The sequence below is a fragment of the Streptomyces sp. NPDC004732 genome (assembly GCF_040609235.1).
Lineage (GTDB): Bacteria > Actinomycetota > Actinomycetes > Streptomycetales > Streptomycetaceae > Streptomyces.
In genome coordinates this window covers 400195-414031 of the sequence record NZ_JBEXJR010000001.1, presented here as the reverse complement: position 1 = coordinate 414031, position 13837 = coordinate 400195, and the positions used below count along the sequence as shown (strand labels likewise).

Annotated in this window: 12 protein-coding genes and 1 pseudogene; 9 read left to right on the top strand and 4 right to left on the bottom strand. The window is 71.2% G+C overall.

Annotated elements, in window-relative coordinates:
* The first annotated feature begins 121 nt into the window (after nucleotides 1-121).
* The 4 genes from ABZV77_RS01735 (at nucleotide 122) to ABZV77_RS01720 (ending at nucleotide 5930) form a co-directional block, all read left to right on the top strand.
* A complete protein-coding gene (locus ABZV77_RS01735) occupies nucleotides 122-1963 on the top strand; it encodes an APC family permease (RefSeq protein WP_356249167.1) in 1842 nt (613 codons plus the stop codon).
* A gap of 285 nt (nucleotides 1964-2248) precedes the next feature.
* Nucleotides 2249-2692 carry a hypothetical protein gene (locus ABZV77_RS01730; protein ID WP_356249165.1) on the top strand — a complete coding sequence of 148 codons (444 nt, stop codon included), beginning with the start codon at nucleotides 2249-2251 and terminating at the stop codon, nucleotides 2690-2692.
* Entirely contained in the window at nucleotides 2689-4797 is a 2109-nt protein-coding gene (locus tag ABZV77_RS01725; RefSeq protein ID WP_356249163.1) for a bifunctional polysaccharide deacetylase/glycosyltransferase family 2 protein, read from the top strand. Before ABZV77_RS01730 ends, ABZV77_RS01725 begins: the two co-directional genes overlap by 4 nt.
* Nucleotides 4794-5930, top strand: a complete 1137-nt coding sequence (locus tag ABZV77_RS01720; protein ID WP_356249161.1) for an LCP family protein — start codon at nucleotides 4794-4796, stop codon at nucleotides 5928-5930. The genes ABZV77_RS01725 and ABZV77_RS01720 overlap by 4 nt, the downstream gene beginning before the upstream one ends.
* An 18-nt stretch (nucleotides 5931-5948) precedes the next feature.
* Here ABZV77_RS01720 and ABZV77_RS01715 read toward each other — a convergent pair whose 3' ends face one another.
* Complete coding sequence (locus ABZV77_RS01715; protein ID WP_356250133.1) at nucleotides 5949-7298, bottom strand: phosphatase PAP2 family protein; 1350 nt, start codon at nucleotides 7296-7298, stop codon at nucleotides 5949-5951.
* 99 nt (nucleotides 7299-7397) lie between these two features.
* The gene (locus tag ABZV77_RS01710; RefSeq protein ID WP_356249159.1) at nucleotides 7398-7751 is read right to left on the bottom strand and encodes a PRC-barrel domain-containing protein; all 354 of its coding nucleotides are present in this window, start codon (nucleotides 7749-7751) and stop codon (nucleotides 7398-7400) included.
* A gap of 215 nt (nucleotides 7752-7966) precedes the next feature.
* Between ABZV77_RS01710 and ABZV77_RS01705 the strand changes: the two genes are divergently transcribed.
* Nucleotides 7967-8206, top strand: coding sequence for a hypothetical protein (locus ABZV77_RS01705; RefSeq protein WP_356249157.1), 240 nt, complete (start codon nucleotides 7967-7969; stop codon nucleotides 8204-8206).
* Nucleotides 8207-8228: 22 nt separating this feature from the next.
* On the opposite strand, the gene ABZV77_RS01700 is transcribed toward ABZV77_RS01705, so the two are convergent.
* Nucleotides 8229-8690, bottom strand: coding sequence for an Rrf2 family transcriptional regulator (locus tag ABZV77_RS01700; RefSeq protein ID WP_356249155.1), 462 nt, complete (start codon nucleotides 8688-8690; stop codon nucleotides 8229-8231).
* Between the two features lie 155 nt (nucleotides 8691-8845).
* Between ABZV77_RS01700 and ABZV77_RS01695 the strand changes: the two are divergent.
* The 4 genes and pseudogenes from ABZV77_RS01695 to ABZV77_RS01680 form a co-directional block, all read left to right on the top strand.
* Nucleotides 8846-9523, top strand: a pseudogene (locus ABZV77_RS01695) (FAD/NAD(P)-binding protein); the annotation flags it as partial.
* Nucleotides 9524-10324: 801 nt separating this feature from the next.
* Nucleotides 10325-10843 (top strand): adenylyl-sulfate kinase, encoded by a 519-nt coding sequence (gene cysC, locus ABZV77_RS01690; RefSeq protein WP_356250131.1) that lies wholly within the window; start codon nucleotides 10325-10327, stop codon nucleotides 10841-10843.
* Nucleotides 10840-11781 carry a sulfate adenylyltransferase subunit CysD gene (gene cysD / locus ABZV77_RS01685; protein ID WP_356249153.1) on the top strand — a complete coding sequence of 314 codons (942 nt, stop codon included), beginning with the start codon at nucleotides 10840-10842 and terminating at the stop codon, nucleotides 11779-11781. Before cysC ends, cysD begins: the two co-directional genes overlap by 4 nt.
* 2 nt (nucleotides 11782-11783) lie before the next feature.
* Entirely contained in the window at nucleotides 11784-13106 is a 1323-nt protein-coding gene (locus ABZV77_RS01680) for a GTP-binding protein (protein WP_356249151.1), read from the top strand.
* On the opposite strand, the gene ABZV77_RS01675 is transcribed toward ABZV77_RS01680, so the two are convergent.
* Nucleotides 13098-13835 carry a sulfotransferase family protein gene (locus tag ABZV77_RS01675; RefSeq protein WP_356249149.1) on the bottom strand — a complete coding sequence of 246 codons (738 nt, stop codon included), beginning with the start codon at nucleotides 13833-13835 and terminating at the stop codon, nucleotides 13098-13100. The two genes, ABZV77_RS01680 and ABZV77_RS01675, sit on opposite strands and share 9 nt — an antisense overlap.
* Between the last annotated feature and the right edge of the window lie 2 nt (nucleotides 13836-13837).

Below are 13837 nucleotides of genomic sequence, written 5' to 3'. Positions count from 1 at the left end.
GTAAGGGCCGGGCTTCCGGGGTCACCGGCGGACGGAACCTGAGAGCACCTGCCCACGACGTGCCCGTGAGGGGCCGTCGGGGTTCGTGGGGGCCTTCGGGTCCGTGAAGGAGTGCGCGCAGATGTCCGTCCTGACAGCCGGGTCCGGTACCGCGGCCACCGCGGAGGCGGCGCCGGACTCCGGCGAGAAGCACCGGCTCACCGCCCTGACCGGGCTCGCCGCGCTCTCCCTCGACGCGCTGGCGTCGGTGGCGTACGGGCCGGAGGCGATCGTCCTCGTGCTCGCCGTGGCCGGCGGTCACGGCCTCGGGTTCACCCTTCCCGTGACCCTCGCCATCGCGGGCCTGCTCGCCGTCCTCGTCGCCTCGTACCGCCAGGTGATCGCCGCGTTCCCGGACGGCGGCGGCTCCTACGCCGTGGCCAAGCGGCACCTCGGACGCCGCACGAGCCTCGTCGCGGCGGCCTCCCTCGTCCTGGACTACGTGCTGAACGTCGCCGTCGCCGTCACCGCCGGTGTCGCCGCGCTGACCTCCGCCTTCCCCGGGCTGTACGGCGACCGGCTGCTGATCTGCCTCGTGGTGCTCGCCCTGATCACGGCCGTGAACCTGCGTGGCATCGTCGAGTCCGCGAAGATCTTCATCGCCCCCACCGCCGTCTTCGTCGTCGCGGTCTTCGCCCTGATCGCCGTCGGCCTGTTCCGGGACGGACCCGTCTCGACCGCGGCAGCCGAAGGCCACGCCGCCGTCCTCACGGACAACGCCACCACGGTGGGCGCCCTGCTCCTGCTCAAGGCCTTCGCCTCCGGCTGCTCGGCGCTGACCGGCGTCGAGGCCATCGCGAACGCCGTGCCCTCGTTCCGCGAGCCGCGGGCCAGGCGCGCCCAGCACGCGGAGATCGTCCTCGGCGCCCTGCTCGGCACGATGCTGATCGGCCTCGCGGTGCTCATCTCCCGCTTCGGCCTGCACCCGGTCGAAGGCGTCACCGTCCTCGCCCAGCTCGCGGACGCCTCCCTCGGGCACAACTGGGCCTTCTACGTCATCCAGTTCGCGACCATGGTGCTGCTCGCCCTGTCCGCCAACACCTCGTTCGGCGGCCTGCCCGTCCTGCTGGAGCTGCTCGCCCGCGACAACTTCCTGCCGCACGTCTTCGCGCTGAAGGCAGACCGCCAGGTGCACCGGCACGGTGTGCTCGCGCTCGCCGCCGTGTCCGCCGCGCTGCTGCTGTTCTCGGGCGGCAACACCAACACGCTCGTGCCGCTGTTCGCGATCGGCGTCTTCGTCGGCTTCACCATCGCGCAGACCGGCATGGTGCTGCACTGGCGGCGCGAGCGCGGCGCGAACTGGCGCGGCAAGGCACTGCTCAACGGCTTCGGCGCGCTGCTCACGGGCGTCAGCGCGGTCGTCGTGACCGCCACGAAGTTCCACGACGGGGCCTGGCTGATCGTGGTCGCGCTGCCGCTGCTCGTGCTCTCCTTCGAGACCGTGCACCGCGCGTACGCGAGGATCGGTGAGCGGCTCGGCATCGGCCGGGTGCCCGAACCTCCGTGCCGCGCCCGCTCGTTGGTGATCGTGCCGGTCGGCAGCCTGTCGAAGCTCACCTGTGAGGCGCTGAACACGGCGGTCTCGCTCGGCGACGAGGTGCGCGCGGTGACGGTGACGTACGGCGACCGCGAGGACCGTGAGGCCGCGGCGGCGCTGCGCCGCGACTGGGAGCTGTGGAACCCGGGCGTCGACCTGGTCGAACTCCCCTCCGAGCACCGTTCCGTCGGCGGCCCGGTGGCGGCGTACGTCCGACATGTCCATACGAACCGCCCCGACATCCGGATCACGGTCCTCATCCCCGAGACGGAACCGGCCCGCCTCTGGCAGCGGACCCTGCAGAACCGGCGCGGCGCCGTCGTCGCCCGCGCCGTGCGCAAGAACACAAACGCGGCGATCTGCCGCCTCCGTTTTCGCCTGACATAACGGTTCCATCTGGCCTGATCTGCGGCGATTCGCCCGACTGTCCTGCTCTGGCTGCCTGTTGCCGTGGCAGGAGGGTGCCCGAGTAGGGTCGGGGGCTGCGTGACGGCCGACGGGCCGCACACCGGCCTCCCCGGCCCCACCCGGCCCCACCCGGGACGGGGCACGGCACCGGAATGCGGCTTCCGACGTCTCACGTGTGCGCTGCACCAGCAGTACGGCGGGCCTCCGGGCCCGTACCCCCCACACAAAGAGTCGCGCCTGCGCGGCCGCAGATCAGGAGCACCAGTGCAAGGCACCCCCCACATAGCCAGCACACCGCACGACGGGCGATGGTCGTCCACCCAGCCCTGCCCGCCGCACACGGCGGGCGACGCACCGCCGCGCATGCCGCACCGCACGGTCGCGGCACGCGCGGCGCCGATGACGCAGCGCCCCGAGGCCGCCGCCGCCCCGCAACTCCCCGTCTTCATCGACGAGTCCGGCTGGCGCAGGCGCACCCTCCAAGGCATGGCCCTGCTCGTCGGCTGCGGCTGCCTCGGCTACCTGCTGTTCGCAGGCACACTGATCAGCGACCTCGGAACCCCCGTCGGCACCCATCCCCCGAGCACGACAGGAACGGACACGAGGAACGTACCGGCGCCCGGCGCCCCCGCCGGCAACGACGGCCACCACCGCAAGCCTCCCTCCGGGAGATCCGTTCAGCCGCCGGCCGGAGACGCGGCGCAGTGAGTCGGCGTGCCGATGTCCGGCGGCCGCCGCGCGGACACTGGCTCGTGCTTCTGCTGGTCCTTCTGGTGGTTGCCGTCGCGCTGCTCTTCGAGGGGTGGACGACCCACCAGGTCGACGCCGCGCGCACCAAACCGCTGTGCACCCGGCCGATCCCGCGCAGTGCCGATGACGGCAAGCCGCTGCTGCGGTTCGGCCCGAAGGGCGTCACCACCACGGGCATGCCGCCGGGGACCGTCGCGCTCACCTTCGACGGCGGACCCGACCCGGTGTGGACGCCGCGCCTGCTCGACCTGCTGCGCAAACACCACGCGCAGGCGACCTTCTTCGTGTACGGCAAGGACGCGGCCAAGCACCCCGAGCTGATGCGACGGATCCTGTACGAGGGCCACGAGATCGGCTCGTACACCTACAGCGGCGGTGACCTGGGCGTCGCGTCGCCGCTGCGCGCACGCCTCGAACTGTCCCTCACCCAGAGCGCCCTCGCGGGCACGGTCGGCATCAACACGACCCTGCTGCGGCTGCCGCACACCACGGCAGCCGACACGCTCTGCGGCCCCCAGTGGCCCGCCGCGAAGCGGGCGGCCGACCAGGGATACCTGGTGGCCGCGTCCGACCACAAGGACCGCAAACCGTGGCGGGGCGTGGTGACCCAGCACAGCCAGACCGACCTGGGCTTCCACGAGGCCCAGGACCTGCTGAACGACCACCGCGTCAAACGGTTCACCACCATCAGCGGCGGCCTCGGCAGGCCCTCCTTCGCCGACGAGGTACCGGTCGTCCAGGAGATCAAGGGCGAGGGCCTCATCTGGACGCAGCAGCTCGGGCACGCCTTCCTCACCGTGATGGTGTGGACGCTGACCCTCACCGGCGTACTCGGCGTCCTGCGCATGCTCCTGTTCGCGGTGTTCGCCCGGCTCCACGTGCGCAGGCTGCACCGGTACCGCCCCGGGGCGCCACGGCTGCGCGAGGTGCGGGACCCGGTGACGGTCCTGGTGCCCGCGTACAACGAGGAGGCGGGCATCGCCTCCACCGTGTACTCACTGCTCGCCTCGACCTACCCGCACTTCCAGATCATCGTCATCGACGACGGCTCGTCCGACGCCACCGCCGACATCGCCGAGGACATCGAGGACCCCCGGGTCACGGTGATCCGGCAGCCCAACGGCGGCAAGCCCAGCGCCCTCAACACCGGCTTGGCGCACGCCCGGCACGACATCGTCGTGATGGTCGACGCGGACACCATCTTCGAGCCCGAGGCGCTGGCCCGGCTCGTCCAGCCGCTCGCCCACCCGGCGGTCGGCGCGGTCAGCGGCAACACGAAGGTCGGCAACCGGCGCCGCCTGCTCGGCAAGTGGCAGCACCTCGAGTACGTCCTCGGCTTCAACCTCGACCGCCGGATGTTCGAGGTCCTGGAGTGCATGCCGACCGTGCCGGGCGCGATCGGCGCCTTCCGCAGGGACGCGCTGATGGGCGTCGGCGGTGTCAGCGACGAGACCCTGGCCGAGGACACCGACCTCACGATGGCGCTCTGGCGGGCCGGCTGGCGCGTCGTGTACGCGGAGTCGGCGGTCGCCTGGACCGAGGTGCCCACCACGCTGCGGCAGCTCTGGCGCCAGCGCTACCGCTGGTGCTACGGCACCCTCCAGTCGATGTGGAAGCACCGCAGGGCGGTGACGGAGCTCGGGCCCGCCGGACGCTTCGGCCGCCGCGTGGCGATCTACGTCACGCTGTTCCAGATCGTGCTGCCGCTGTGCGCCCCGGTCGTCGACATGTTCGCCCTCTTCGGCGCGGTGTTCCGCGACCCCCTGGAGGCCGCCCTCGTCTGGTTCGGGTTCCTCTCCGTCCAGCTGGTCACCGCCGCGTACGCACTGCGGCTCGACCGCGAACGGCTGCGCGTGCTGTGGGCGCTGCCGCTCCAGCAGCTCGTCTACCGGCAGCTGATGTACCTGGTGGTCATCCACTCCGTGATCACGGCACTGCTCGGCACCCGCCTGAAGTGGCACAGCATGAAGCGGGCGGGCACGGCCGACCCGTATCTGGTCGAAGGGCCGCCCCCGTCGCCGCCCGAGGACGAGCGCCGGAGCCTCCAAGGGAGTCGCACATGAGGGAAGGAACGGAAGGGACCGCGGAGTTCACCGAGGGGACGGAGGGAGACGAAGGGGAGGAAGGGCAGTGGTCGGACGGCTCCGTCACGCGGGAGCGGTTCGCCGAGCGGCCCAGCTCCCGCTACGGGCCCCGCCGCGCCCATGCCCGCCGGCCGAAGAAGCGCCGGAGGCTGCGACGGGTGGTGCTCGTCCTGCTTGCCGGTGTGGTCGTGGCGGTGGGCGGTACGTACGGCTGGGCCGAGACCAGGCTGCAGCGTGACGTCGACCTGGGCGCGTACGGGGACCGTCCGCCGCCCGGCGAGGGCACCAACTACCTCATCGTGGGCTCGGACAGCCGCGACGGGCTCTCCGAGACCGACGTGAAGGACCTGCACGCGGGCGGCGGCGGAGGGCGGCGCACCGACTCGATGATGCTGCTGCACACCGGGTCCAACGGCGCCACGATGGTCAGCCTGCCGCGCGACTCCTGGGTCACGTTGCCCGGCCGCCTCGACACCACGACGGGCAAGACGAAGCGCCCGGAGGGGGACAAGCTGAACGCCGCCTTCTCCTACGGCGGCCCCGAGCTCCTCGCGCACACCATCGAGCGGAACACCGGCCTGCGCATCGACCACTACGCGGAGATCGGCTTCGCCGGGTTCGTGAACATCGTCGACGCCATCGGCGGCGTACGGATGTGCCTGGACCGGGACATCAAGGACGAGAAGTCGGGCGCCGACCTGCGCAAGGGCTGTCAGACCCTGAACGGCAAGCAGGCGCTGGCCTTCGTCCGCCAGCGGCACCAGGAGCGGGAGGGCGACCTGGGCCGGTCGAAGAACCAGCAGAAGCTCCTGTCGACCCTCGCCCACCAGGCGGCCCGCCCCGACATCCTCTTCGACCCCCGGGAGATCGGTCCGGCCGCGCAGGCCGGGCTCGACACGCTCATCGTCGACGAGGACATGAGCCTGCCCGAGCTGAGCAGGATGTTCCGCGCCGTGCAGAGCGTCTCGGGCGGACACGGCAGGCGGCTGAACGTGCCCGTGTCCGGCATCGGCATCCCCACGTCCAAGGGGAACGTGCTGAAGTGGGACGCCGAGAAATCGGCCCGCCTCTTCGACGACCTGCGGCACGACAGGCCGCCGACGGCCAAGTGACTCAGACGGCCAAGTGACTCAGACGAGCTCGGGCGCAGGCGGCTGCGTCGGTGACTCCGGCTGTGACTCCGCCTGGGGCCCTGCCTGCCGCGGCGGCGGCACCGGCGCGGGCTCCGCGTCCCACGCCCGGGTGGTCCGCAGATAGCCGTAGAGCACCGAGGCCATCGCCAGTACGACGAGTGGTCCGGACACCCACGGGTGTTCGGCCATCTCCATCGGCAGATAGCGGTACGACACCAGGAGCGCGGTGAGGACGGCGGTGCCGTAGGCGACCAGCCGGATGCCCGCCCGGTCCCAGCCGCGGTCGAACGTGCGCAGGGCCGCCTCGACCGTGAGCGAGAAGACGACGCCCGCGATCAGATCCACGCCGTAGTGATAGCCGAAGCCCAGCGTGGCGGTGAGCGTGGCGACCAGCCAGAAGGTGCCCGCGTACCGCAGCAGGCGTGAGCCCTTGCGGGAGTGTACGAAGATGGCGACGGCCCATGCCGTGTGCAGGCTTGGCATGCAGTTGCGGGGGGTGATCCCGTCGTACGGAACCGGGTGCGGGGCGCTGACCGGCGGTGGCGTGTGCGGCCACAGGTTGGCCACCGCCCACTCCACACCGCCGGTCCCCGAGGTGCCGGGGCCGTAGGCGAAGATCGGCCCGACCACCGGGAAGATCATGTAGACGGCGGGTCCGACGAGGCCGATGACCAGGAAGGTGCGCACCAGGTGGTGGCGCGGGAAGCGTCCTTCGGCCGCCACGTTGCGCAGCTGGTAGAGGGCGACGGCGACCGCGGCCACGGCGAGCTGTGCGTAGACCAGGTCGGTCACGTGGGTGGGGATCGAACCGCTGGCCTTGAGCAGTCGGCCCGCCAGCCACGACGGGTTGCCCAGCGCGTGATCGGCGACGGCCACGTACGGGTCGAGCACCGTGGGGCGGGTCTTCGCCGTGATCAGCAGCCAGGTGTCACCGGTCTTGCGGCCCGCCACGAGCAGCAGACCGAGTCCGACGCCCTTCAGCAGCAGGATGCGTTCCTCGCCGGTACGGCGGGTGATCGCGAAGACCGCGCAGCCCAGCATGGCCCAGAGGGCTCCGTTGCCGAAGAACTGGCCTTCGGGCACGTCGGCGTCGACCGCCCACCGCACCAGCACGAAGACGGCGTCGATGCCGATCGCGGCACCGGCCGCGATGAACCGTTGCCGCCAGGTGAGCACCACCATCATCAGCGCGAGACCGCCGTAGAGCGGCCCCGGTTTGGGCGGGAACAGCACCTCGCGCGCCTGATTGGTGATCGGCCCCGGCACGCCGCCGTAGTGACGGGCGGCGACCTCCAGCGCGACGAGCATCACCAGGGCCACCACACCCGCCCCGGCCCACAGGAGCACCCGTGGCCGACGCCACGGGGCGCGCTCCAAGCTGCGGTCTATTCGCGAATACACCCGCAAACTATAGGTTTCTTTCGGCCGACTCGGCTCACGGGGGAGTCAGCTTCCGGGGTGGTCGGCATAGTGCTCGTCGATGTGCGCCCGGTAACCGGGGTCGGTGACCCGTAGGTCCCTGTCGAATCGAGGGGCGGCCCTGACGTGCTCCTTCGTGTGGGGCACGTGCACGGTACGGGTCGCTTCGTCGACGTGTGAGACGACCCAGAGGGGCAGCAGCACCTTCTTGCTCAGCAGTGTCCCGCCGGTGTCGACGACGAGGTGGTCGGGCGCCACTTCCTCCGAGACGGCGTCCACCGTGCCGATCGAGCCGTCGCTGCCCTCCACCGCGCAGTCCAGGAGACGGGCGACGGGGATGTGGCTTTTCGGGGTCCCGGAGGCCGGGAGTCTGTCGGTCATCGCGCGGTTCCTCTCCGCCGTGAGCGGCCTCAGCATGAGTGCTCTGCGTAACGCGTGGTGACCACATGCTCGCGGCGGCGTGGATGAAACGTGATTCCTTGGCCGTCCGTAAAGAGGGGCATCTGGGCGGCGTTGCGGGACCTTCACATCTCGGGGCCGGTTAAGGCGCAGGAGAGGGGCACCCGGTAGCGGACGCCGCGGGGAGGTTGCCGCAGATGCTGGTTGTCGCTCTACTGCTGTTGCCCGTCATGGGCCTCTTGCTGATCTGCATGGACCGGGTCGAGGGCATGCTCGACGGAGACTCCTCGCCACCCCACGGGCGCCATCGACGCCATCTGCGCCTGGTCTCCGGCCACGGCGGACGCCCCCGGCAGTCCGGGGCGACCGGACAGCACCGCGAGGGGCGCCGCGACGACCACGCCGACCGCGATGACCGCGACGACAGGGCGGCCTGAGGCCCGTGCCCGACCGGCCCGGCTAGGACGGGTACCGGACGTCCTCCCGGTACTCCTGCGCCTGCTGCTGGACCGAGGGCGGCAGCTCGCCGTCCGCCAGGTCGGCGAGCGTCACGCGCTCCAGGACCTGGCGCAGACTCACGCGCACCGCACGCCACACGTCCGGCAGCGCGGCCGCCGGGCCCGGATAGCTGAGGTCGCTGAGCTTGAGATCGCGGAAGTTCGCCAGCGAACCGTCTATGGCACGGATGACGTCGGCGATGGAGATCTCCTCCGGCGCCCTGGCGAGCCGGTAGCCTCCGTCGGGGCCGCGGGTGCTGTGCACGAGGCGGTGCTGCCGCAGCTCACGCAGGATCGACAGCAGGAAACGCACCGGGATGCCCTGGGAGTCGGAGAGTTGCTCGGCCTTCTGCGGTGACTGCGGACTGCGCGCGAGTTCGGCCATCGCCCGTATCGCATAGTCCGTCCGGGCCGTGATCCGCATACGAACCAGCCTCCGTAGGTCGGTCGGGGCCACGCCAGGTCGCTTTAGGTCAACCTACCGTTGCTTTCTGTCATTTGACGAACCGTTGGGAGCGCTGGGTCCACCCCCTGACATATAACCTATCGAATTGGTGGACAATCTCTGCGGAGGTGCAGATGCCCAGCACACGCGCACATGTCCCACACAGACTAGTGGTGTTGGGTGCCGGAGCCGCCGGAACCATGGTCGTCATCCATGGTGCCGACGAGGCGGTCCGGCGGCGCCAGCCGGTGGAGATCACGGTGGTCGACCCGAGCCCGCTGACCGGCGCGGGCGTGGCCTTCGCCACGGACGACCGACGGCATCTCCTCAACGTCCCCGCGGGGGGCATGAGTTGCCTCCCGGACCGGCCCGACCACTTCGTCGACTGGCTCGTCAGGCACCGCGAACCCACCGCGACCCCCCGCTCCTTCGTCCCCCGGGGCCACTACGGCGCATATCTCGCCGCCACAGCGGCCGCCTCCGTCGAACGGGCGGCAGGCCTGGTGACCTTCCGGCGGCTGCACACACGCGCGACGGCCTGCGCCTGGCACGGCGACCTCGCCCAGGTGGCCCTCGCCGACGGCACCCGCCTCGACGCCGACAGCGTGGTGCTCGCGACCGGCCCGCTGGCGGGCCGGGCCCGGTGGGCGTCGCCCGAACTCCGCGCCTCCAAGCGGTTCGTGGGCGACCCCTGGGCTCCCGACGCGCTGGCGGGCCCGCTCGCGGACGAGGCGGACGTGCTGCTCGTCGGTAGCGGCCTCACCGCCGTGGACGTCGCTCTGACCCTCGCCCGCCCCGGTCGTACGATCCATGTCCTGTCCCGCCACGGCCTGCTGCCCCACGCCCACGCCGTCGCGCCGCTGCCGCCCGTGGCGCCCGCGGAGCCCCTGGAGGGGCTGCCGCTGCCCCGGCTGCGTACGGCGGTCGTGCGGCACGTCCGACAGGTGACGCGCGCGCACGGCGACTGGCGTCCGGCCGTCGACGGCCTGCGGCCGCTGACCGCCCGCCTGTGGGACGCGCTGGGGGAGGAGCAGCGGGCGGAGTTCCTGCGCACCGACCGGCCCCGATGGAACGTGCTCCGGCACCGGATGGCACCGGAGACGGCGGAGGCGGTCACCCGGCTCAGAACCGCCCGGCGCCTGCGCCTGCACGTGGGCGAGGCCGCCGAGACCCGGATGGATCCGGACGCGCTGACCGTCACGCCGACGGGCTCGGAACCCGTGCGGGTCGGCTGGGTGGTGGACTGTTCGGGGCCGGGTCTGCGCCCGGCCGACTCCTGCGACCCCCTGCTCACCTGTCTGCTGTCGTCGGGGCTGGCCGTGCCGGGGCCGCTGGGCATCGGGCTGGCCGGTACGCCCGAGGGGCAGCTGCGCTCCCGTGACGGATACCGCTCGCTGTGGACGCTCGGCGCGCACCGGCGCGGCGAACTGTGGGAGACCACCGCCGTCCCGGAGATCCGGCAGCAGGCCGCGGGGCTCGCGCGAGCGATCCTCGATACGGTTCCGGGTTCCGCCGGACGGCGTGCCGGGAGCAGCCCGTCGGATACCGAGCAGACGCCGCTCGTCGTCTCCTCCCCGCCCTCGGCCCGGGTCCGCCGCCCCTCGGGCTTCACGGTGTGGCTCACCGGACTCCCCAGTGCGGGAAAGAGCAGCGTCGCCCAGGAGCTGGCCGCCCGGCTGCGGGCGGAGGGCCACCGGGTGGAGGTCCTCGACGGGGACGAGCTCCGCACGAACCTCTCGACGGGGCTCGGCTTCTCCCGCGAGGACCGCGACACGCACGTGCGGCGCGTCGGCATGGTCGCCGAGGTGCTCGCCCGCAACGGCGTCATCGTGCTGGTGCCGGTCATCGCGCCCTACCGCGCCAACCGGGAGAGCGTCCGGCTGCGCCACGACCTCGCGCGCATCCCGTATCTGGAGATTCATGTCGCGGCGCCCGTCGAGGTCTGCTCGGTGCGGGACGTGAAGGGGCTGTACGCCAAGCAGGCCGCCGGTGCGATCCGGGGCCTGACCGGTGTGGACGATCCGTACGAGGCGCCCGAGCGGCCGGATCTGCGGCTGCACACGCACCGCGAGCCGGTCTCGGTCTCGGCGGACGGCATCCACCTCATGCTCACCGAACGGGGGCTGATATGACCGTAGTCGCGTCGACCACCGCCGAGCTGCCGACCGGCGGCGCACCCCTTCTCTCGCACCTGGACGTGCTGGAGTCGGAGGCGGTGCACATCTTCCGCGAGGTGGCGGGCGAGTTCGAGAACCCGGTGATGCTGTTCTCCGGGGGCAAGGACTCGATCGTCATGCTGCACTTGGCGCTGAAGGCGTTCACACCGGCGCCGGTGCCTTTCGCGCTGCTGCACGTCGACACGGGGCACAACTTCCCCGAGGTGCTGGCCTATCGGGACCGTGTGGTGGCCGCGCACGGGCTGCGGCTGCACGTCGCGTCGGTGCAGGAGTACATCGACCGGGGCGTCCTCAAGGAGCGCCCTGACGGCACCCGCAACCCGCTGCAGACGCTGCCGCTGACGGAGAAGATCCAGAGTGAGAAGTTCGACGCGGTGTTCGGCGGTGGACGCCGTGACGAGGAGAAGGCGCGTGCGAAGGAGCGGGTGTTCTCGCTGCGCGACGAGTTCTCGCAGTGGGACCCGCGCCGTCAGCGCCCCGAGCTGTGGAACCTGTACAACGGGCGGCACGCGCCCGGCGAGCACGTCCGCGTCTTCCCGCTCTCCAACTGGACCGAGCTGGACGTGTGGCAGTACATCGCCCGCGAGGACATCGAACTGCCCGGGATCTACTTCGCCCACGAGCGCGACGTGTTCCGGCGCTCCGGGATGTGGCTGACCGCGGGCGAGTGGGGCGGTCCCAAGGAGGGCGAGACGGTCGCGAGGCGGCAGGTGCGCTACCGCACGGTCGGCGACATGTCCTGCACCGGCGCCGTCGACTCCGACGCCACCACGCTGGACGCCGTGATCGCCGAGATCGCCGCGTCCCGGATCACGGAGCGGGGCGCGACCCGGGCCGACGACAAGCTCTCCGAGGCCGCGATGGAAGACCGCAAGCGCGAGGGGTACTTCTAACCATGACCACGACGGCGCAATCGACCACGACGGCGCAGACGACCACGACGGCGCAGGCCACCGCGTCCGAGGTGCTCCCGGACACCACCCTGCTCCGGTTCGCCACCGCGGGCTCCGTCGACGACGGCAAGTCCACCCTCGTCGGACGGCTGCTGCACGACTCCAAGTCGGTCCTCACCGACCAGCTGGAGGCCGTGGAGCGCGCCTCCGCGAGCCGCGGCCAGAACGCCCCGGACCTCGCACTCCTCACCGACGGCCTGCGCGCCGAGCGCGAGCAGGGCATCACCATCGACGTCGCCCACCGCTACTTCGCCACGCCACGCCGCCGCTTCATCCTGGCCGACACGCCGGGCCACGTGCAGTACACCCGGAACATGGTGACGGGTGCCTCCACCGCCGAGCTGACGGTGATCCTGGTCGACGCCCGCAACGGCGTCGTCGAGCAGACCCGCCGCCACACCGCCATCGCCGCCCTGCTCCGCGTCCCGCACGTCGTCCTCGCCGTGAACAAGATGGACCTCGTCGCGTACGAGGAGACCGCCTTCGCGAAGATCGCCGAGGAATTCACCGCGTACGCAGCCGAGTTGGGCGTACCGGAGATCACCGCCATCCCGATCTCGGCGCTCGCCGGGGACAACGTGGTGGAGCCGTCCGAGCACATGGACTGGTACGGCGGCCCGACCGTTCTCGAACATCTGGAGACCGTGCCCGTCGGCGACGACCTGGCGCCCGGCTCCGCCCGGCTGCCCGTGCAGTACGTGATCAGGCCGCGGACCGCCGAGCACCCCGACTACCGGGGCTACGCGGGCCGGATCGCCGCCGGGACGTTCCGCGTCGGCGAGGAGGTCACGATCCTGCCGTCCGGCCGGACCACGAAGATCTCCGGCATCGGCCTGCTGGGCGAACCGGTCGAGGTGGCGTGGACGACGCAGTCGGTGACGATCCTGCTCCAGGACGACGTCGACGTCTCGCGCGGCGACCTGATCGTGCCGACCGAGGAGGCGCCCGCACTCACGCAGGACGTGACGGCGACCGTGTGCCACGTGGCCGACGCGCCGCTGACCGTCGGGCACCGGGTGCTGCTCAAGCACGGCACCCGCACGGTCAAGGCGATCGTCAAGGACATCGCGTCCCGGCTCACGCTCGACGACCTGTCTCCGCACCCGTACCCGGGACAACTGGTCGCCAACGACATCGGCCGGGTGCGGATCCGCACCGCCGAGCCGCTGCCCATCGACTCCTACGCCGACTCCCGGCGCACCGGCTCGTTCATCCTCATCGACCCGAGCGACGGCACCACGCTCACCGCGGGAATGTCATCCTGACCGGTCCGCCAGGAAGGACCGCATCCGCTCGTAGAAGGGGAACTGGTACGCGTAGTACGACGCCAGCGTCGCATTGTTCTCGACTCTGTCCTGATAGACGCGAGGAACGTAGTCGAACCCTTTGCTCCGCGCCGCGTCCGCGTGCCATTCCCTGGTGCGGCTCCACTCGTCCCGGTTCTCGGGCTCCCACGAGAGAGCGGACTCCATGAAGTCGATGCCGACCCGGTCGCAGTAGTCACGGACCACGGCGTCGGACTCGTCGGCCAGCCGCTCCGCCGCGAAAACCACGGGGCAGGCCCCGATGCTCTCGCGCACGGTGCGGAATATCTCGAATTGGTACTCGAAACCGATCTCGGAGCAGGTGATGTCCGGCTTCATCGCGTAGTGCGACGAGATCACCGCTTCCGGGTTCCGGATCAGGAAGGTGTGACAGCCGATCTTGGGGAAGTCCGGGGCGTCGACGATGTCGTAGCGGTACTCCGTCGTCTCCTTGACGAACACCCGGCGGCGCGTCGAGATCTCCTGGAGCGTGTCCAGGAGTTCACGCTGGTCGGTTATCTTCTCGCCCTCCACGACGGCGTACCCCTGCACCACGAGGCTGGAGAACGGCTCGTGGACGACGAGGTGGTCACCTCTCTGGATCATCATTCTCAAGAAGGCGGTGGAAAGGCTCCGCGGAGGGCTCCAGAGGAACAGAAGATTGTGCCCGTGTTGTGGTGCGCCATTCATGA